Origin of the sequence: Pseudomonas sp. O39, assembly GCF_045447295.1 — a bacterium.
Classification (GTDB): domain Bacteria; phylum Pseudomonadota; class Gammaproteobacteria; order Pseudomonadales; family Pseudomonadaceae; genus Aquipseudomonas; species Aquipseudomonas antarctica_A.
Genome location: NZ_JBJGXV010000019.1, coordinates 69467 through 88539 on the forward strand (window position 1 = coordinate 69467; position 19073 = coordinate 88539).

The following is a 19073-nucleotide window of genomic DNA, read 5'->3' on the forward strand; positions in this document are numbered from 1 at the left end:
AGCTCCTTGTTCGGGCATTTGCCGGCTTTTTGGCCGGCAATGGCCGTTATTTTCGAGAAAAGTGCACCACCAGCTTGTCGCCGACGGTTTGCAGAATTTGCACCAGGATCAACAGCATCACCACGGTGACCACCATCACATCGGTCTGGAAACGCTGGTAACCGAAACGGATCGCCAGGTCACCCAGGCCACCGGCGCCTACGACACCGGCCATTGCCGTGTAGGAAACCAGTGTAATCGCCGTGACCGTAATCGCCGCGAAAATGCCGGGGCGTGCTTCGGGCAACAGGGCGTTGGTGATGATCTGGCGCGTGCTCGCGCCCATGGACTGCGTGGCTTCGATGATGCCACGGTCCACTTCACGCAAGGCGGTTTCCACCAGGCGCGCAAAGAACGGCGTTGCGCCCACGACCAGCGGTGGAATCGCCCCGGCGACCCCCAGCGAGGTGCCGGTGATCAGTACCGTAAACGGGATCATCACGATCAGCAAAATGATAAACGGCAGCGAGCGCAGGATGTTCACGATCAGCGACAGCAGTGCGTAGAGGCCTTTTTGTTCGAACAGTTGGCGCGGGCTGCACAGGAACAGCAGCACGCCCAGCGGCAGGCCGAGCAATACGGTAAAGAACAGCGAGCCGAACAGCATGGTCATGGTGTCGCCGGTGGCGAGCCAGATTTCGGACCAGTCGATATTGGCGAAGAAACTCAACAGGACTTCCATTAGCGCAGAACCTCCATGTGGACGTCTGCCGCGGTAAAGCGGGCAAAGGCAGCTTCCATGTCCCCACCGGTCACGGCGAGGGTCAGTTGGCCGTAGGGAATGTCTTTAATGCGGTCGATACGACCGGCGAGGATGCTGTAGTCCACGCCCGTTTCGCGGGCGACGGTGCCCAGCAGCGGTGCGTAGGTCGCTTCGCCCTGGAAGGTCAGGCGCACGATGCGGCCCGGCACGTGCGCGAAGTCATCGCGCTGCTCGCTTTCGTCGATCTGATCGGCTTCTTGCACGAAGCGCTTGGTGGTCGGGTGCTTGGGGTGCAGGAACACATCAGCCACCGAGCCGTGCTCGACGATCACGCCGGCGTCCATCACGGCCACTTGGTCGCACACGCGGCGGATCACGTCCATCTCATGGGTGATCAGCACGATGGTCAGCTTCAGCTCGCGGTTGATCTCGGCCAGCAGTTGCAGCACCGAGGCGGTGGTCTGCGGGTCGAGGGCGCTGGTGGCTTCGTCGCACAGCAGGATTTTCGGCTTGGTCGCCAGGGCGCGAGCGATGCCGACGCGCTGCTTCTGGCCGCCGGACAACTGCGCCGGGTACTTCTTGGCGTGGTCCGACAGGCCTACACGGGCGAGCAATTCAGCCACGCGTACGTCGATTTCCTTGCGCGACAATTCGCCGGCCAGGGTCAGTGGCAGCGCCACGTTATCGGCAACGGTCTTGGACGCGAGCAGGTTGAAGTGCTGGAAGATCATCCCGACTTGCTGGCGGAAACGGCGCAGGCCGTTGGCGTCCAGGGCGGTGACTTCTTCGCCGTCGACGTTGATCTGGCCACCGCTGGGTTGCTCCAGGCGGTTGATCAGACGCAGCAGGGTACTTTTTCCCGCGCCGGAGTGGCCAATCAGGCCGAACACCTGGCCGTTTTCGACACGCAGGCTGGTGGGATGCAGCGCGGGGATTTCCTTACCGGCGACGCGGTAGGTTTTATGGACGTTATGAAACTCGATCACGTAGCGAACCTTGTGGGGCGCATGAAAAGGGGATCAGCGGTTAGCCGGGCGCGCATTTTAGCCTGTCCGTATAGCGTTTCTTAGCATTTATTTCGCATTCAACCAGCGATTTGGCAATAACGCGATCAAAGGTCATAAAAAAGGAACGGTGCAAAACCGCGTCAGTCACTACTTAAGCAACTCGATTTCCCAGGTGCCGTGCCTGGGGTTTTTGCTCAAACGAGCCGGGGACCGCTCTGGCCAATTTGAATAAGGAGTTTTGTCTGATGAGTACCAAGAAGCCAGCTACCCCGCCGAAGAGTGAGCTCGCGGGCACCGATACCCTGGACCGTGGCAACACCAACGCCAAGTTGCAGGCCCTGGAGGAATTCCGCTCAGATGCAACCGGCCAGGCGCTGCGCACCAACCAAGGCGTCAACATTTCCGATAACCAGAACACCCTGAAAGTCGGCGCCCGTGGCCCTTCGCTGCTGGAAGACTTCATCATGCGTGAAAAAATCACGCACTTTGACCATGAGCGAATCCCGGAGCGCATCGTGCATGCCCGTGGCACGGGGGCCCATGGTTATTTCCAGACTTACGAGAACCATTCGGCGCTGACCAAGGCCGGTTTCCTACGCGACCCTGGCCACAAAACCCCGGTATTTGCGCGATTTTCCACCGTGCAGGGCCCGCGTGGTTCCGGCGATACGGTGCGTGACGTGCGCGGCTTTGCCGTGAAGTTCTTCACCGACGAAGGCAACTTCGATCTGGTGGGTAACAACATGCCGGTATTTTTTATTCAGGACGCGATCAAGTTCCCCGACTTTGTGCACGCGGTGAAGCCTGAGCCGCACAACGAGATTCCTACCGGTGGCTCGGCTCACGATACGTTCTGGGATTTTGTCTCGCTGCAGCCGGAGTCGGCGCACATGGTGATCTGGGCCATGTCTGACCGTGCCATTCCAAAAAGCCTGCGCAGCATGCAGGGCTTTGGTGTGCACACGTTCCGCCTGGTGAATGCCGAGGGTAAATCCAACTTCGTCAAATTCCACTGGCGCCCTACGGCAGGCACCTGCTCGCTGGTGTGGGACGAGGCGCAAAAGCTGGCCGGTAAAGATACCGACTACCACCGCCGCGATTTGTGGGAGTCGATTGAAAGTGGCGATTACCCTGAGTGGGAGCTGGGCGTACAGGTGATTCCTGAAGACAAGGAGCACTCGTTCGACTTCGATATCCTCGACCCGACCAAGCTGATCCCCGAAGAGCTGGTACCGATCACGCCGCTGGGCAAGATGGTGCTGAACCGCAACCCGGATAACTTCTTTGCTGAAGTCGAGCAGGTCGCGTTCTGCCCAGGCCATATCGTGCCGGGTATCGACTTTTCCAACGACCCGCTGCTGCAAGGTCGCCTGTTTTCCTACACGGATACGCAGATTAGCCGTCTCGGTGGCCCGAACTTTCACCAACTGCCGATCAACCAGCCGGTGACACCGCTGCATAACAACCAGCGCGATGCCATGCACCGCAGCACCATCGACAAAGGGCGCGCGTCCTACGAGCCGAATTCGATTGATGGCGGCTGGCCGAAAGAAACCCCGCCGGCGGCACAGGACGGTGGGTTCGAGTCTTACCCAGAGCGCATCGATGCTCACAAGATCCGTGAGCGCAGCGAGTCGTTCAGCGATCACTTCTCCCAGGCGCGCCTGTTCTTCCGCAGCATGAGCAAGCACGAGCAAGAGCACATCATTGCGGCTTACAGCTTTGAGCTGGGCAAGGTCGAGCGTGAGTTTATTCGTGCCCGTCAGGTCAACGAGATCCTGGCCAATATCGACCTGGAACTGGCCAAGCGTGTGGCACACAACCTGGGCCTGCCTGCGCCGACCAAAGGCACGGTGCCTGAGCGCAAAACCAAGCCGGAGCGTTCACCTGCACTGAGCCAGGCCAACTTGCTGCCCGGCGATATCAAGACCCGCAAGGTGGCGATTCTGGCGGCGAATGGCGTGGAGGGGGCTGCGATTGATGCACTCAAGAAGGCGCTGGAAGCGCAAGGCGCGCACGCCAAATTGTTGGGGCCTACCTCGGCACCCGTGAAGACGGCCGATGGCAAGAGCTTGCCGGTGGATGCGTCGATGGAAGGCATGCCGTCCATCGCGTTTGATGCGGTGTTCGTACCCGGCGGTAAAGAGTCGATCAAGGCGTTGAGCGGTGATGGCGTGGCGTTGCACTTCCTGCTGGAGGCGTACAAGCATCTGAAGGCGATTGCGGTGGCCAGTGATGCGAAGCCATTGCTGGATCTGCTGAAGCTTGAGGTGGATGCGGGGCTGATTGTTGGCGAGGATGCCAAGGCGTTCAAGGCGTTTTTTGCCGCGATCGGCCAGCACCGGGTTTGGGATCGTGAGCCTAAGGCTAAGGCGATTCCGGCTTAAGCTTTTGATTGTTTGTTAGACCTCTATCGGGAGCAAGCCCTCTCCCACATTTGGAATGCATTTCAAATGTGGGAGGGGGCTTGCTCCCGATAGCTTTATTGCGCCTTGCGCGGTATCAGCACAATCTGCGCCGGAATACGTTTCAAGATCTGCCGGTGAATCTTCAGGTCATACCCCGAATCAATTCGCTTCACCCGTTTGGTCAGCAATGTGGCCAGCCATGGGTAATCCTGAGTGCGCGGCGCCTGGATGCTCACGTCGCACTGGTAATTCACCACGTCGGTGGCGATCGCATCCAACTGATGGCGAAGTTCTTCGATGTCAGTGAGGTTCAGCGCCACGGTGGTGCTTTCAGCGGCAGGGTCGATGACTTTGGCAGCCGGTTTTGCTTCGGCCGCTTTCAAGGCGGCTTCGGCTTTATCCAGCTCGGCCTTGCGGGCGTGGCTGATGGCGCTGTTTACGCCACCGGTCAGCGCCGGGGCCTTGGGCATCAGCGCGCGGGCACGGCTCAGGGCGGTGGCGGCGGCGTTGACGTCACCTTTTTGCAGCACGATTTGGCTGCGCTGCAGGTAGGCTTCGGCCAGTTGGCGCTGGTAAGGCTCCAGGGCCGGGTCGTTAGGCGATTGGGCCTGCAAGGCGGCAAGCTCGTCTTCGGCGGTAGCCAGTTCGCTGCTGGCCAGGTTTTGCTCCAGCTGCGCGATCGCCGCAGCGCGGGTGTCCGGTGCCTCGGTGGCAGCGGGCGGCGTGCTTTGACAGGCGCCCAGCAGCAGGGAAAATGCGGCAAGGAGCAGATAACGGAAGTTGAACGGCTTCATTCCTGCGACTCTCTATTTGCGCAAAAAGCGAGCAAGTCTACACCCCTCGACGGGGCAGGACAAAACTCAGCAGAAACAGGGCGGCCGCCGCTACTACAATCGACGGCCCGGCCGGCGTGTCCTTGAACCAGGACAGCGCCAGGCCCCCGCACACTGCAAGCATCCCCAGCAGGCTGGCGCCGATCGCCATCTGCTCGGGTGAGCGAGCGTGGCGCTGGGCAGCGGCTGCGGGAATGATCAGCAGCGACGTGATCAACAATACGCCGACAATCTTCATCGCGACAGCAATCACCACTGCGATCAATAGCATCAGGGTCATGCGCAGGGCCGGTACGGGCAAACCTTCCACCGTGGCCAGCTCTTCATGCACGGTGATCGCCAGCAATGGGCGCCACAGCGCTACCAGCAAAACCAGCACGGCGGCGCTGCCGCCGAGGATCCAGGCAAGGTCGGTCGGGCTGATCGCCAGCAGGTCGCCGAACAGGTAGGCCATCAGGTCGATGCGCACTTCATGCATGAAACTCAGCACCACCAGGCCCAGGGACAAGGTGCTCGGCGCCAGGATGCCGAGCAGGGTGTCGGAGGCCAGCGGCTGGCGCTGTTGCAGGGTCACCAGCAGCACTGCCAGCAGCAGGCAGCCGACGGTCACGGCGATGGTCGGGCTCACATCCAGCAAGAAGCCCATGGCCACGCCCAGCAGCGCGGCGTGCGACAACGTGTCGCCAAAATAGGCCATGCGCCGCCAAACCACGAACGAGCCCAATGGGCCCGCCACCAGTGCCAAAGCCAAGCCTGCCAGCAGGGCGTAGAGCAGAAAATCAGCCATGCTTGCAGCTATCTCCATGAACGTGGGTGTGGGGCGTAGCGGGATCGTCGACGACGGCGCCATGCAGATCGTGGGCGTGGTCGTGATGGTGGTGATAGATCGCCAGGCTTTGGGCGTTTTTGCCGAACAACTCGACGAACGCCGGATCGCCGCTGACCTGTTCCGGGTGGCCGGAGCAGCAGACGTGGCGGTTGAGGCACACCACTTGGTCGGTGGTGCTCATGACCAGGTGCAGGTCGTGGGAGACCATCAACACGCCGCAGCCATGACGGTCGCGCAGGCGGGTGATCAGGCTGTACAGCTCGGCCTGGCCGGCGACGTCAACGCCTTGCACGGGCTCATCGAGCACCAGCAATTCTGGTTCGCGCAACAAGGCGCGGGCCAGCAAGACGCGCTGCATTTCGCCGCCCGAGATACTTTGCACCGGGCTGTCGATGACTTGTTCGGCGCCGACTTCCTTGAGCGCAGCCTGCGCGCGGGTGCGGTCTACACCCGGCACCAGGCGCAAGAAGCGCAGCACGGACAATGGCAGCGTTGGGTCGACGTGCAGTTTTTGCGGCATGTAGCCGACGCGTAGCTTGGGCTTGCGCCACACGCTGCCGGTGTCGGGCTTGAGCAGGCCGAGCACGGCGCGAACCAGCGTGGTCTTGCCGGCGCCGTTGGGGCCGATCAGGGTGACGATCTGCCCCGGTTCGACGCTCAGTGCGATGTTATCGAGCACGGCTTGACCGGCGAACGTGACCCCGACCTGTTCCAGGCGGATTAACGCGTTGCTCATCAAGCCCCCTGGCAGCCCGAGCACAGGCCGACCACTTCGACCGTTTGCCCTTCGACCTTGAAGCCGACCTCGGCAGAGCTCTTGATGATGGCGTCGCTGATGCTTTTTTGTTCAAGCTCGATGGCAGCGTGGCACTCGCGGCAGATCAGGAACTGGCCCTGATGCGCGTGTTCCGGGTGGTTGCAGCCAACAAAGGCGTTGAGTGAGGCGATGCGGTGCACCAGGCCGTTTTCCAGCAGGAAATCCAGCGCACGATACACCGTAGGCGGCGCAGCGCGGCGGCCGTCCTGCTCGCTGAGCACGCCAAGAATGTCGTAGGCGCCCAGCGGCTTGTGGCTCTGCCACACCAGCTCCAGCACGCGACGACGCAGCGCAGTCAGCCGCAGGCCTTGGCGTGCGCACAGGGTATCGGCCTCCGACAACGCGGTATGCACGCAGTGAGAGTGGTCGTGGGGACGGCTGGCAAGCGGTGTAATAGGCATGAGCGGCGACAGACATTTGATAGAGACGTTATTATGTTACCCGTTCCTACGCCATTGAGTGGTCATCGTGTCCCGACTTTTTCCTGTTTTTGTCGTATTTGTCACCAGTTTGCTCATCGCCGGGGCTGCTCAAGCCGAGGTCAAGGTGCTGACCAGCATCAAGCCGTTGCAGTTGATCGCCGCGGCTGTGCAGGACGGCGTGGCCATTCCGGAGGTGTTATTGCCGCCCGGTGCATCGCCGCACAACTATGCCTTGCGCCCATCCGACGTACGGCGCGTGCAGTCGGTGGACCTGTTGTATTGGATCGGCCCGGACATGGAGAGCTTCCTGCCGCGCGTGCTCAAGGGGCGTAGCCTGCCGACCGTGGCGGTGCAGGACCTTGCGGGCATGAAACTGCGTCGTTTCGCCGAAGATAGCCACTCGCATGCCGAGGATGCCGACGAACATGATCACGATCACCGCCCAGGCAGCCTGGACGCGCATTTGTGGTTGTCGACCGTAAACGCTCGCGTCATCGCGGCGCGCATGGCGGCTGACCTCAGCACCGCCGACCCGGACAATGCCGCGCGCTATCAGAGCAACGTGAAGGCGTTCGATGAGCGTCTGGATGCGTTGGATGTGCGCTTGAAGGCTCGTTTGGCGAGTGTGGGTGACAAGCCTTACTTCGTCTTCCACGAGGCCTTTGATTACTTCGAAGACGCTTACGGGCTCAAGCACACCGGCGTGTTCAGCGTTGCCGCCGAAGTACAGCCAGGCGCCCAGCATGTGGCGGCGATGCGTACGCGGTTGCAGGAAGTCGGCAAGACCTGCGTGTTCAGCGAGCCGCCGCTGCGCCCGCGCCTGGCCGAGACGCTGGTCGCCGGTTTGCCGGTGAAATTGGCGGAGCTGGATGCGTTGGGCGGTTACACGCCAGCTACAGCGCAGGGTTACGAGCAGGTGCTGGAGAAGTTGGGGAATGATTTGGCTGGGTGCCTGGAATCGCTCTAACCGCCGCCGCATAACCAATGTGGGAGCGGGCTTGCCCGCGATGGCGATGTGTCAGTCGACACCGCTATCGCAGGCAAGCCAGCTCCCACATTTTTTGACCGAGCAGGTCTTTAGAGTGCGAACGGCAAGTGGACGCTGACCTGCTGACGCTGTGCCAGCCGATGCTCGAACTCTGCCGGGTCATGAATCAACACGTCCTGCCCGGCAAATGATTCAGCGGCGATCAGGCGTGACAGCCAGAAACGCACACACGCTACCCGCAACATCGTCGGCCACAATTGCGCTTCCTTGGCCGTGAAGGGACGCAGCCCCGCGTAGGCACCCAGCAGCGCGCGGGCGCGTTGGCCATCAATCACGCCATCGGCGTCCGAGCACCAGTCGTTCAGCGCGATCGCCACGTCGTACAGCATCGGGCCCGAGCAGGCGTTGTAGAAGTCGATCAACCCGGTCAGGTGCGTGCCTTCGAACATCGCGTTGTCGCGGAACAGGTCGGCGTGAACGTTGGCGCGGGGCAGGGCGAGGATCTGGGCCTTGTGAGCGTCTATTTCGGTCAGTGCATCTTGCAGCAGGCGCTGCTGGGCGTCGTTCAGGTGCGAAATCAGCTGCGCCCCTTCAGTCAGCATCCAATCCAGCCCGCGATCCGTCTTGCGCTCCAGCACCTTCTCGCCTTGAGTCGCCAGGTGAAGGTGGCCGAGCAGGTCGCCGACCTGGGCGCAATGCTGCGCATTGGCGTCCTTGATGTGCTTGCCGGCCAGGCGCGGTTGTAACAGCGCTGGTTTACCGGCAAGTTCGCGCAGGGCCACGCCATCGATGGTCCGCAGGGCGTAAGGCACCGGCAGATCGGCGTCGTGGAGCACGTCGAGCAGTTCGATGAAGAACGGCATTTCTGCGACGGGGCCGCGTTCAACCAGGGTCAGGACGAATTCGCCCTGTTCCAGGCTGATGAAGAAGTTGGTGTTTTCGCTACCGGCGGCAATCCCCTGGAAATCAAGCAGGCGGCCGAGCCCGTAAGGGGCGAGAAAGGTTTCCAGCTCGGGCCGAGCCAGGGGGGTAAACACAGACATGGTTAAAACTGCCAGTACGGGCGCCGCAGTGCGCGGCGCCAATTTAAGTTAAGAAATCATTTCCATTCGAAGATCTTCCATGACGGGATCAGCATATCCGGCTGGTCAGAACGGATGAAGTTCGCATCGGTTCCGTCCGCGCGCACCAGGAAATACGGCGGAAAGCCTTTCTGGGTGACCTTGATCGCGTACAGGAAGCCATTTTGGCGGTATTCCTGAATGGTCTTGTCGCCTTCCGTGCGAATGGTGACTTCCGGGTCGCCCGAAGGCGCACTGTCTGCCGCCATGGCCACCATCGGAGTGAGTGCAATCAAGCCGGTCAACAACAGGCGATTTACTGTACGCATGATAACCTTGTCCCTTTGTCGTCATTGGTCCGGCTATTCTAGCGCCTGACCCGCCGAAAAGGTTGATCCTGCTCATGAGCCAAGCCCCCCTCGTCCTGGTGGACGGTTCTTCTTACCTGTACCGCGCCTTTCACGCGCTGCCACCGCTGACTACCTCCAAAGGCCTGCCGACCGGTGCGGTCAAGGGCGTGTTGAACATGCTCAAAAGCCTGCGCAAGCAATACCCGGACAGCCCGTTCGCGGTCGTGTTCGACGCCAAGGGTGGGACCTTTCGCGATGACATGTACGCTGAATACAAGGCTAATCGCCCGAGCATGCCTGATGACATGCGCCTGCAGATCGAGCCCCTGCACCAAAGCGTGATCGCGCTGGGCTTCCCGCTGCTGTGCGTTGAAGGCGTCGAGGCCGATGACGTGATCGGCACACTGGCCCGCAGCAGCGCGGCGGCCGACCGCCCGGTGGTGATTTCCACCGGCGACAAGGACATGGCACAACTGGTCGACGGGCACATTACCTTGGTCAACACCATGACCGGTAGCGCGATGGACATCGAGGGCGTGAAGGAGAAATTCGGTGTCGCTCCCGAGCAGATCATCGATTACCTGGCGTTGATGGGCGATTCCTCCGACAACATCCCAGGCGTTCCGGGCATTGGTCCGAAGACCGCTTCCGGTCTGTTAGTGGGCGTGAATGGCGGCCTCAAAGAGCTTTATGAACAGTTGGATATTGTGCCGACCCTGCCGATTCGGGGCGCCAAGAACCTGCCGGCCAAGCTGGAAGAACATCGGGAAATGGCGTTCCTGTCCTATCAACTGGCGACGATCAAGATCGACGTGCCGCTGGATGTGGGCCTGGATGATCTGCACCTGATCGAGCCGGATCGCGACAAGCTGCTGGAGCTGTACACGCTGCTGGAGTTCAAGAGCTGGTTTGATGAGATTCAGCGCGACGCCAAGCGCGTTGAATTGAAGGCTTCGGCCCAGGCTGCGCCGACTGCTGAAGCTGTCGTTGAGGAGGTTGCGTCGGCCCCTGTGGAGACGGCGTACACCACCATCCTCGACCAAGCGACATTCGACCGTTGGCTGAAGAAGCTCAATGACGCGACGTTGTTCGCGTTTGACACGGAAACCACCGGGATTGACGCCCAACAGGCGCAGCTGGTCGGGGTTTCCTTTGCCGTGCAGCCTCACGAAGCGGCCTACATACCGCTGACCCACTCTTACGAGGGTGCGCCGCAGCAGTTGGACCGTGACACCGTGTTGCTGACCCTCAAGCCATTGCTGGAAGACCCGACCAAGCTCAAGGTTGGCCAGCACGCCAAGTTCGACATGAACATCCTGGCCAACTGCGCCATCGGTGGTGACTTTGAACGGGGCATTACCGTGCGCGGTATCGCCTTCGACACCATGCTTGAATCCTACGTGCTGAATTCCACTGCGACTCGGCATGATATGGACAGCCTGGCGAAGAAGTACCTGGACTACGACACCGTCAGCTTCCAGGACATCGCCGGCAAAGGCGCCAAGCAGCTGACGTTCGACCAGATCCCGCTTGAGCAAGCCGGCCCTTACGCCGCCGAAGATGCCGACGTGACGCTGCGTCTGCATCAGGCACTGCACGCACAACTCGCGGCCATCCCGAGTCTGGCCAGTGTGCTCACGGATATCGAAATACCCTTGGTGCCGGTGCTTGCACGTATCGAGCGCCAGGGTGCGTTGGTGGATAAGGAGCTGCTGGGCATCCAGAGCATCGAGCTGGGCAACAAGATGGTTGAGCTGGAGCGCCAGGCGTTCGAGATCGCGGGCGAAGAGTTCAACCTGGGCTCACCCAAGCAGCTTGGGGCGATTCTCTACGAGAAACTTGGGCTGCCGGTGCTGAAAAAGACCGGCAAGGGGCAGGCGTCCACGGCCGAAGAAGTGCTGGCCAAGTTGGCCGAAGATGACTTCCTGTTGCCCAAGGTGCTGATGCAGTACCGCAGCATGAGCAAACTGAAAAGCACCTACACCGACCGCCTGCCGGAGCAGATCAACCCGCGCACCGGGCGCATTCACACGTCTTATCATCAGGCTGTGGCGGCTACCGGGCGCTTGTCGTCCAGTGACCCGAACCTGCAGAACATCCCTGTGCGCACCGCCGAAGGGCGGCGGATCCGCCAGGCGTTTGTCGCGCCCAAGGGTTACAAGCTGCTGGCGGCGGACTATTCGCAGATCGAACTGCGGATCATGGCGCACTTGTCCAAGGACGAGGGCTTGATGAATGCGTTTCGCAACGACCTGGACGTGCACACCGCTACGGCGGCTGAGGTGTTCAAGGTTGAATTGTCTGAGGTCACTTCCAATCAACGTCGCAGCGCCAAGGCGATTAACTTTGGCCTGATCTACGGCATGGGCGCGCAGAAGTTGGGCAAGGATATTGGCGTCGATACCAAGACTGCCAAGGCGTACATCGATGTGTACTTCGCGCGCTACCCAGGTGTTCGCGAGTACATGGAGCGCACGCGTGCCCAGGCTGCTGATCAAGGCTATGTAGAAACCTTCTTCGGGCGTCGGCTGTATTTGCCGGATATCAATTCCAATAAGCCTCAGGAACGAGCGGCTGCCGAGCGCACGGCAATCAACGCGCCGATGCAAGGCACGGCGGCGGACATCATCAAAAAAGCCATGGTGCTGGTGGATAACTGGCTGACGGAATCGGGCCTGGATGCCAAGGTCATCCTGCAAGTGCACGATGAACTGGTGCTTGAGGTGCGTGAGGACCTGGTGGCGCAAGTCAGCGAGAAGATCCGCGAGCACATGAGCGCGGCGGCGCAGTTGGACGTGCCACTGGTGGTGGATGTGGGCGTGGGCGATAACTGGGACGAGGCGCACTGATTTCGCGGCTCTGCCACTTTCGAGGGGGTGGCAGAGCGCTTTAGATCAGAAATCGGCGACAGCTATTTCCAATAGTTTTTTGAACCTGCCGGAACTTAACCCGTGAATTGCTACTCAGAGTTACTGAATGGGTGGTGAAGCCCTTCAATGCTCCTATGTTGTGTTAAGTGTTGGCAGATATCTGGACCCCGCCCTAGCGGTCCGGAACTTGAACCCCGAACTTCCCCTCCCCATACGAAGTCCGGGGTTTTTTTTGCCCGCAGAAAAGTTATTCCGCGAGTTCAGCACTCTTGTCGGCCAATTCCATCCAGCCGGCCAGCACGGTGTAGGCGTCTTCCAGGCCCATCCGCTTAGGCGCAGAGAACAACTGGATGGTGATCGCATCACCCCAACCTTTGCGGATGTCGGATTGCACTTTGAGCAGGGTGTTCTTGGCGGCACCGTAGGTCAGCTTGTCGGCCTTGGTCAGCAGGATATGCATCGGCATGCCGCTGGCGACGGCCCAATCGAGCATCAGCAGGTCGAAGTCGGTCATTGGATGACGGATGTCCATCATCAGAATCAAACCCTTCAAACTCTCCCGACCACCCAGGTAAGCCTCCAGGTGACGCTGCCAGTGCAGCTTCAACGGGATAGGTACTTTTGCATAACCATAGCCCGGCAGGTCGACCAGACGCCGATCATCGTCTAGCTTGAAGAAGTTGAGAAGTTGCGTGCGGCCCGGGGTTTTCGAGGTGCGCGCCAGGCTGGCGTGAGTCAGGGTGTTCAGCGCGCTGGATTTGCCAGCGTTGGAACGACCGGCAAAGGCGACTTCAAAGCCTTCGTCATCGGGGCATTGGTCAACTTTGGCGGCGCTGAGCATGAATGTGGACTGTTGGCACAGACCGAGGATGGGATTCTTGAGTTGCATGAGATTTCCGATGTGGGCGGTGCCGAAAAAGGGTGCGGCAAGCGGTGTCGTTTCCGTTTCAGTAGCGCCAGTATATAATGCCGCAGATTTTGTGTGTGCTTTGTCCCAGCGAAGGATGAAGTTCACGGGAGCGAAAGACCTTCATTGCGCATTAGAACGCAAAACGCTCTCAAACCCTGAAAAGGTCGATGTATGACCCGATGGTTGCTCGCTTTTGGTGTCCTGGTGCCGTTTTACGGCGCTCAGGCTACACAGGATCCGGAGGCGGTGTACAACCGAGTTTGCGTGGCTTGCCATGCCGGCCAACTGCCCAACGCCCCCAAACGGGGTGACCAGGTAGCTTGGGCGCCTAGACTGGCGCAGGGTATGGACACGCTGGTGCAACACGTGACCCAGGGTTTCAAGGCAATGCCGCCGCGTGGTTTGTGCATGGACTGCAGTACTGAGGATTACCAGGCCATCATTGAGTTGATGGTGAGTAAACCCGGTAGATAACTCTTAAACCCTTAGCCGTAGTTGGATTAGCTGATGAACAAACTGATCGTGAGTCTGCTGTTGACCTTGGGCATCACCGGTGTTGCCCATGCTGCAGGCGACGCTACAGCGGGCCAGGCGAAAGCCGCCGTGTGTGGTGCTTGCCACGGACCGGATGGCAACAGCCCGGCGCCGAACTTCCCTAAACTGGCAGGCCAGGGTGAACGTTACCTGACCAAGCAGATGCACGACATCAAGGACGGCAAGCGCACGGTGCTCGAAATGACCGGCTTGCTGACTAATCTCAGCGATCAGGACCTAGCAGACATCGCGGCGTATTTTGCCAGTCAGCACGGCAGTGTGGGAGCTGCCGATCCAAAACTGGTGGCTCACGGCGAAGAACTGTTCCGTGGTGGCAACCTGGAAAAAGGCATGCCTTCCTGCCTCGGCTGCCATTCGCCTAATGGCGCCGGCCTTGCCGCTGCAGGTTTTCCGCACCTGAGCGGCCAGCATGCCCAGTACATCACCAAGCAACTGACGGACTTCCGTGAGGGTAATCGCACCAACGACGGCGATACCAAAATCATGCAAAGCATTGCCGGCAAGTTGAGTAACAAGGATATCGAAGCAGTTTCCCAGTACATTCAGGGCCTGCACTGATCCAGGCAGTACGTTAACGCTCGATTAATCTATCGATGCAAGCATAAAAAGGGTGGCTTAGGCCGCCCTTTTTTGTGGCCGGTGCCGTTACACTAACGAACTCATGCCCGCGTAGACCTGTCACAACTAAAGGTCGCGTGAGGCGACTTTATTTGTACAGGAGTAAAGCATGCGTAATCTGATCCTCAGCGCCGCTCTCGTCACTGCCAGCCTTTTCGGCATGACCGCCCAAGCTGCCGACGTGCCGCTTGAAGCCGGTAAAACCTATGTAGAACTGGCCAACCCGGTCCCCGTTTCGGAGCCTGGCAAGATCGAAGTGGTGGAGCTGTTCTGGTATGGCTGCCCGCATTGCTACGCCTTTGAGCCGACCATCAACCCTTGGGCTGAAAAACTCCCGGCCGACGTGAACTTCAAGCGCATCCCAGCGCTGTTCGGTGGCCCATGGGATGCCCATGGTCAGCTCTTCATCACCCTGGACACCATGGGCGTTGAGCAAAAGGTTCATAACGCCGTGTTCAATGCTATCCAGAAGGAAGGCAAGCGTCTGACCAAACCGGAAGACATGGCTGATTTCGTTGCTACCCAAGGGGTCGACAAAGCCAAGTTCCTCGAGACCTTCAACTCGTTCGCCGTCAAAGGCAAAATGGCCCAATACAAAGAGTTGGCCCAGAAGTATGGCGTGCAAGGCGTACCGACCATGATCGTCAACGGTAAATACCGTTTCGACCTGGGCACGACCGGTGGTCCTGAACAGACACTCAATGTTGCTGACCAACTGATCGCCAAAGAGCGCGCAGCCAAGTAAGGGGCCCACCATGCGCCGCTGGGGTACTGAACGTGTCGTTGGCCTGCATGATGCGCAGGTCAACGAACATCACCTGGAGTCCACAGGCCTGCCGGCAGACAGCCGCTTGCGCCTGCTCAGCTTCAATATCCAGGTGGGCATCAGCACCGAGAAGTACCGGCACTACCTCACCCGGGGCTGGCAGCACCTGCTGCCGCATAACGGGCGTGCGGTTAACCTGCAAAAGATCGGCAACCTGCTGAACGACTTCGACTTGGTCGCCCTGCAGGAAGCTGACGGCGGCAGCATGCGCTCTGGCTACATCAACCAAGTGGAACACTTGGCTCAACTTGGCGCGTTCCCCTACTGGTACCAGCAACTCAACCGCAATCTAGGGCGCCTGGCGCAGCACAGCAATGGCGTGCTGAGTCGCCTGAAACCGACCGCTATCGAAGATCACCCATTACCAGGCCCCAAGGGCCGTGGGGCGATCCTCGTGCGATTCGGCGAAGGCCCGGAAGCCTTGGTGGTGGTAATGATGCACCTGGCGCTCGGGGGGCGTGCGCGCAACCTGCAGCTTGCCTACGTGCGTGAAATGATTGGCAACTATAAGCATCAGGTACTGATGGGTGACATGAATACCCATGCCAATGACCTGTTGCAGAATTCTCCGTTGCGTGACCTCGGGTTACTGGCGCCGCAAGTCGAAGCCACGTTTCCCAGTTGGCGCCCGCAGCGTTGCCTGGACCATATCCTGCTTAGCCCGACCCTTACGCTTGAAAGCGTGCAGGTGCTGGCGCAGCCCATCTCCGATCACCTGCCGGTCGCGGTAGAGATTCGTCTGCCGGGTTCGCTCACGGCTGATGCATTACCCGCGTTGAGCCCCAGCCCTCGCGGACCCCTTGCATGAGCGACGACGCCCAGCGCTGGAAAGAGAAATACCTGAAAGGCGTCGAGCAGCAAGACAAGCTCGAACGTCGCTGGGCCGCCCGCCTTGACCTGCTGCGGCGAGGGCTGGTGCGCAGCACGCTGGCGGCTGAAGGGACCGACCGCGCGGTTGATCAATGCATGAAAGAGATGCGCGACGTCGTGCGTACGGACGACATGGACGCCGCTCTCGCCGCGTTGTTGCCGCGCCTGGAAAAAGCCGTGCTCGACTCGGAGCAGCGCCGCGAAACCCGGGTCGACCAGATCAGCACCGCGCTCACCGCCCTGGTCATGCAGTTACAGAAGTTGCCACTGCCGCGTGAGGTGGCCCGCCCGCTGAAAACCTTCGCCAAGCAGCTGGAGGGTCGGGTCGGGCAGGCGCGTGAGATCCCGCTGTTGCTCAGTGAGCTGAGCAGCCTGCAAGAGCAGGCGCTGAATAACCTGGAGCCGGACGGCGAAACCACGCGCACTGGGCCGGGCCTGCTGCAACGTCTATTTGGCGCGAAGGATGTTTCGAATGAAGTGCCGGTGGCCCAAGCTACGCCACTGCCTACACCGGAGCTGGCTGCGCCGAAACCCGCCCCCGTCCCCGCCGCGCCCAAACCTGAGCCTCAGGAACCTGCGCAATCCGAAGAACTGACACACGCCTTGCGCGCCTTCGCGCCGTTGCCGCAGACCCCGGTCGCTACGCAGCCTGAACCGATCACGCCTGTTAAAGCCGCAGAGGTTGCCGCCGAAACGTTTGTCTTTGAGGCCCCGGCGCCAGCGGAACCCACCCTTCTGCCTGCCGCAGCACCTGAACCCGAAGCAGAGGAAGTCGTTCCCGAGAGCGCACTCGCCGCGTTTATCGAGGTCCCTCAGGTTCTGGTCGATACCCCGGACGAAACCTCCATCGGCAGCCTGTCGCTACCTCCGGTGCAGGAAAGCCCGGAGCCTGACCCGGATACGCTGCAATCGGACGGCGTTTACGCGCTGCCCGATTCGCCCGAGCCGTCCTATAGCTCGGTCGCCAGTCATATCGAAGGCACCTTGCTCGGCTTGCTGGATGATCTGTCACTGCCCGAGCGCCACCGGCCCCAAGCCGAAGCCATGCGCGAACGCCTGGCCCACGGCTTGAACTGGTACGAGTTGCTGCCGATCCTTGATGACCTGGCGGTTCTGATGCTGGCGATTACCGACAGCGGCCAGCATGAGTTCGAAGCCTACCTCAAGCAGCTCAACGAGCGCCTCGAGGCATTCCAGGGTCATCTGCAGGTGGCCAGTGATGGCCACGCGGACAGCCGCTCGGCCGCGCGGGAACTGGATACGCAGATCCGTGAGCAGGTCGACGGCCTGCAAAGCAGCGTGCAGGACGCGGCCGACCTGGACAGCCTCAAGCAAGTGCTGGAAAGCCATCTTGAAGGCTTGCTCGGCACTATGGACGAACACCAGCAGCAGCGTGACCAGCGCGAGCAGGAGGTCGCGGCGCGGCTGAAGGGCTTGGCTGAGCGGGTTGCAAACATGGAACAGGAGGCCCAGGGCTATCGCGAGCATTTGGAGGTACAACGCCAGAAGGCCTTGATCGATCCGCTCACCGGCCTGCCCAATCGTGCTGCATGGAGTGAGCGCCTTGACCATGAAGTGAATACCTGGCACCAGCGCGGCAATAGCCTGTCACTGGCCATGCTGGATCTTGACCACTTCAAGCGTATCAACGACGGCTACGGTCACCTGGCGGGTGACAAGGTGCTGAAAATCATCGCCAATGTGTTGCGCAAAAACCTGCGCCCCAACGACTTTATCGCGCGCTTCGGCGGTGAGGAGTTTGTGTTGCTGATGCCTGACTCCGCCTTGGAGGATGCCTTGGCCGTGGGCGAAGGGCTGCGCGCAGCGATTGAAGCGTGCCCGTTCCACTTCAAGGGCGAGCCGGTGACGATCACGATGTCCATGGGCCTGGCGCAGTTTCAGCCAGGTGAGCGCAGTGACTTGGCGCTCAAGCGCGCCGATGAGGCGCTTTACCGGGCCAAGGCTGCCGGACGTAACCGGGTACAGGCGGCGTAAAAAATGTTCCATTTTGTTTAAAAGCCCGGATTTGGCCGCCGGGCCTTAAACGGTACGTTACACTGTTGCATTATCGTCTTCAGTGTAATGCCTTTGCCATGAAATCCTTGTACGTCGCTTTTGTGTTTCTCCTCCTCGCCGGCTGCGCCAGCGGCCCGCGCCTGGACACCAACCACCCTTCGATGAACCACGATAACCGCGTGCAGTTCGTCATTGTTCACTACACGGCCACCAACCTTGAACGCTCCCTGGCGCTGTTGACGCACGGCCAGGTCAGTAGCCATTACCTGATTGGCGACGACGCCTCAGGCACCATCTTCAAGCTGGTGGATGAGAGCCAGCGCGCCTGGCACGCTGGGGAAAGCGAGTGGACGGGGCGCACTTGGCTCAACTCCAGCTCCATTGGCATCGAGATCGTCAACCCAGGGTATCGCGACACGCCGACGGGTCGCGTGTGGTATCCGTACTCCGAAGCGCAGGTGCAGTCGCTGGTCGTGTTGCTCAAGGACATCAGCAAGCGCAATGGCATCAACCCCAGGAATATTATCGGCCACAGCGACATCGCGCCGCTGCGCAAGCTCGACCCGGGCCCGCTGTTCCCGTGGAAGCGTCTAGCCGCTGAAGGTTTGGGGATGTGGCCGGACGCGCAGGCAGTCGCCCGATTCCAGCAGCAGTACGCCGCTGCCCTGCCGAGTATTACCTGGTTCCAGGAAGAGCTGGCACGACTCGGCTACCAAACGCCGCAGACGGGTGAGCTGGATGTAGCTACGCGGCATGTGATCGCGGCCTTCCAGATGCACTTCCGTCCATCACTGTTCGATGGTACGCCGGATGCCGAAAGCGCCGCGATCCTGCGTGCGTTGAACCGCAGCTAAGCGTGTAAACCGATTCCAACGTGGGATCGGGACGGGTTTGCTTGTGGAAGCGGAATGTCAGGCGGCAGCAATGTTGGCTTTGAAATCGCCTTCGCGA

Annotated in this window: 18 protein-coding genes; 9 read left to right on the top strand and 9 right to left on the bottom strand. The window is 60.4% G+C overall.

Annotated elements, in window-relative coordinates; genetic code table 11:
- Positions 1–46 precede the first annotated feature (46 nt).
- Together ACI77D_RS21615 and ACI77D_RS21620 are read right to left on the bottom strand one after the other, a co-directional pair.
- Entirely contained in the window at positions 47–721 is a 675-nt protein-coding gene (locus tag ACI77D_RS21615; protein ID WP_064450044.1) for a methionine ABC transporter permease, read from the bottom strand.
- Positions 721–1728, bottom strand: coding sequence for a methionine ABC transporter ATP-binding protein (locus tag ACI77D_RS21620; RefSeq protein ID WP_064450045.1), 1008 nt, complete (start codon positions 1726–1728; stop codon positions 721–723). The genes ACI77D_RS21615 and ACI77D_RS21620 overlap by 1 nt, the downstream gene beginning before the upstream one ends.
- A 263-nt stretch (positions 1729–1991) precedes the next feature.
- Between ACI77D_RS21620 and katE the strand changes: the two genes are divergently transcribed.
- Positions 1992–4136: a catalase HPII gene (gene katE / locus ACI77D_RS21625; protein ID WP_407017464.1), complete on the top strand. Its 2145-nt coding sequence runs from the start codon at positions 1992–1994 to the stop codon at positions 4134–4136.
- Positions 4137–4231: 95 nt separating this feature from the next.
- Here the strand turns inward: katE and ACI77D_RS21630 are convergent, their stop codons facing one another.
- From ACI77D_RS21630 to zur, 4 genes are read right to left on the bottom strand one after another with little or no spacing between them, the layout of a single operon-like run.
- Positions 4232–4951, bottom strand: coding sequence for a PA5502 family lipoprotein (locus ACI77D_RS21630; protein ID WP_221295997.1), 720 nt, complete (start codon positions 4949–4951; stop codon positions 4232–4234).
- 37 nt (positions 4952–4988) lie between these two features.
- Positions 4989–5777: a zinc ABC transporter permease subunit ZnuB gene (znuB, locus tag ACI77D_RS21635; protein ID WP_064450048.1), complete on the bottom strand. Its 789-nt coding sequence runs from the start codon at positions 5775–5777 to the stop codon at positions 4989–4991.
- The gene (gene znuC / locus ACI77D_RS21640) at positions 5770–6555 is read right to left on the bottom strand and encodes a zinc ABC transporter ATP-binding protein ZnuC (protein WP_407017454.1); all 786 of its coding nucleotides are present in this window, start codon (positions 6553–6555) and stop codon (positions 5770–5772) included. The genes znuB and znuC overlap by 8 nt, the downstream gene beginning before the upstream one ends.
- Positions 6555–7037, bottom strand: coding sequence for a zinc uptake transcriptional repressor Zur (gene zur, locus ACI77D_RS21645; protein ID WP_053253668.1), 483 nt, complete (start codon positions 7035–7037; stop codon positions 6555–6557). Before zur ends, znuC begins: the two co-directional genes overlap by 1 nt.
- A 58-nt stretch (positions 7038–7095) precedes the next feature.
- Between zur and ACI77D_RS21650 the strand changes: the two genes are divergently transcribed.
- The gene (locus ACI77D_RS21650; RefSeq protein WP_221295998.1) at positions 7096–8025 is read left to right on the top strand and encodes a zinc ABC transporter substrate-binding protein; all 930 of its coding nucleotides are present in this window, start codon (positions 7096–7098) and stop codon (positions 8023–8025) included.
- A 110-nt stretch (positions 8026–8135) separates the two neighbouring features.
- Here ACI77D_RS21650 and ACI77D_RS21655 read toward each other — a convergent pair whose 3' ends face one another.
- Complete coding sequence (locus ACI77D_RS21655) at positions 8136–9089, bottom strand: homoserine kinase (protein ID WP_407017455.1); 954 nt, start codon at positions 9087–9089, stop codon at positions 8136–8138.
- Positions 9090–9145: 56 nt separating this feature from the next.
- Complete coding sequence (locus ACI77D_RS21660) at positions 9146–9436, bottom strand: DUF2782 domain-containing protein (RefSeq protein WP_053253671.1); 291 nt, start codon at positions 9434–9436, stop codon at positions 9146–9148.
- A gap of 74 nt (positions 9437–9510) precedes the next feature.
- Here ACI77D_RS21660 and polA point away from each other — a divergent pair, with 74 nt between their 5' ends.
- Positions 9511–12306, top strand: coding sequence for a DNA polymerase I (polA, locus tag ACI77D_RS21665; RefSeq protein WP_407017456.1), 2796 nt, complete (start codon positions 9511–9513; stop codon positions 12304–12306).
- A gap of 268 nt (positions 12307–12574) precedes the next feature.
- Here polA and yihA read toward each other — a convergent pair whose 3' ends face one another.
- On the bottom strand, positions 12575–13216 hold the full coding sequence (gene yihA / locus ACI77D_RS21670) for a ribosome biogenesis GTP-binding protein YihA/YsxC (RefSeq protein ID WP_407017457.1): 642 nt from the start codon (positions 13214–13216) through the stop codon (positions 12575–12577).
- A gap of 192 nt (positions 13217–13408) precedes the next feature.
- On the opposite strand from yihA, the gene ACI77D_RS21675 reads away from it, so the two are divergent.
- The 6 genes from ACI77D_RS21675 to ACI77D_RS21700 all read left to right on the top strand — a co-directional run bounded on the left by ACI77D_RS21675 (position 13409) and on the right by ACI77D_RS21700 (position 18976).
- The gene (locus tag ACI77D_RS21675) at positions 13409–13711 is read left to right on the top strand and encodes a cytochrome c5 family protein (RefSeq protein ID WP_221296000.1); all 303 of its coding nucleotides are present in this window, start codon (positions 13409–13411) and stop codon (positions 13709–13711) included.
- A gap of 33 nt (positions 13712–13744) precedes the next feature.
- On the top strand, positions 13745–14350 hold the full coding sequence (locus ACI77D_RS21680; RefSeq protein ID WP_064450053.1) for a cytochrome c4: 606 nt from the start codon (positions 13745–13747) through the stop codon (positions 14348–14350).
- Positions 14351–14519: 169 nt separating this feature from the next.
- Complete coding sequence (locus tag ACI77D_RS21685; protein WP_128591137.1) at positions 14520–15155, top strand: thiol:disulfide interchange protein DsbA/DsbL; 636 nt, start codon at positions 14520–14522, stop codon at positions 15153–15155.
- Between the two features lie 10 nt (positions 15156–15165).
- Positions 15166–16044 (top strand): endonuclease/exonuclease/phosphatase family protein, encoded by an 879-nt coding sequence (locus tag ACI77D_RS21690; protein ID WP_064450055.1) that lies wholly within the window; start codon positions 15166–15168, stop codon positions 16042–16044.
- Positions 16041–18101 carry a GGDEF domain-containing protein gene (locus ACI77D_RS21695; RefSeq protein WP_221296001.1) on the top strand — a complete coding sequence of 687 codons (2061 nt, stop codon included), beginning with the start codon at positions 16041–16043 and terminating at the stop codon, positions 18099–18101. Before ACI77D_RS21690 ends, ACI77D_RS21695 begins: the two co-directional genes overlap by 4 nt.
- Before the next feature lie 98 nt (positions 18102–18199).
- Entirely contained in the window at positions 18200–18976 is a 777-nt protein-coding gene (locus ACI77D_RS21700; protein ID WP_064450057.1) for an N-acetylmuramoyl-L-alanine amidase, read from the top strand.
- Positions 18977–19073: the final 97 nt, after the last annotated feature.

Coding starts and splice junctions, on each gene's coding strand:
- ACI77D_RS21615 (WP_064450044.1), bottom strand. CDS start 721: ATGGAAGTCCTGTTGAGTTTCTTCGCCAATATCGACTGGTCCGAAATC.
- ACI77D_RS21630 (WP_221295997.1), bottom strand. CDS start 4,951: ATGAAGCCGTTCAACTTCCGTTATCTGCTCCTTGCCGCATTTTCCCTG.
- znuB (WP_064450048.1), bottom strand. CDS start 5,777: ATGGCTGATTTTCTGCTCTACGCCCTGCTGGCAGGCTTGGCTTTGGCA.
- znuC (WP_407017454.1), bottom strand. CDS start 6,555: ATGAGCAACGCGTTAATCCGCCTGGAACAGGTCGGGGTCACGTTCGCC.
- zur (WP_053253668.1), bottom strand. CDS start 7,037: ATGCCTATTACACCGCTTGCCAGCCGTCCCCACGACCACTCTCACTGC.
- ACI77D_RS21655 (WP_407017455.1), bottom strand. CDS start 9,089: ATGTCTGTGTTTACCCCCCTGGCTCGGCCCGAGCTGGAAACCTTTCTC.
- ACI77D_RS21660 (WP_053253671.1), bottom strand. CDS start 9,436: ATGCGTACAGTAAATCGCCTGTTGTTGACCGGCTTGATTGCACTCACT.
- polA (WP_407017456.1), top strand. CDS start 9,511: ATGAGCCAAGCCCCCCTCGTCCTGGTGGACGGTTCTTCTTACCTGTAC.
- yihA (WP_407017457.1), bottom strand. CDS start 13,216: ATGCAACTCAAGAATCCCATCCTCGGTCTGTGCCAACAGTCCACATTC.
- ACI77D_RS21675 (WP_221296000.1), top strand. CDS start 13,409: ATGACCCGATGGTTGCTCGCTTTTGGTGTCCTGGTGCCGTTTTACGGC.
- ACI77D_RS21680 (WP_064450053.1), top strand. CDS start 13,745: ATGAACAAACTGATCGTGAGTCTGCTGTTGACCTTGGGCATCACCGGT.
- ACI77D_RS21685 (WP_128591137.1), top strand. CDS start 14,520: ATGCGTAATCTGATCCTCAGCGCCGCTCTCGTCACTGCCAGCCTTTTC.
- ACI77D_RS21690 (WP_064450055.1), top strand. CDS start 15,166: ATGCGCCGCTGGGGTACTGAACGTGTCGTTGGCCTGCATGATGCGCAG.
- ACI77D_RS21695 (WP_221296001.1), top strand. CDS start 16,041: ATGAGCGACGACGCCCAGCGCTGGAAAGAGAAATACCTGAAAGGCGTC.
- ACI77D_RS21700 (WP_064450057.1), top strand. CDS start 18,200: ATGAAATCCTTGTACGTCGCTTTTGTGTTTCTCCTCCTCGCCGGCTGC.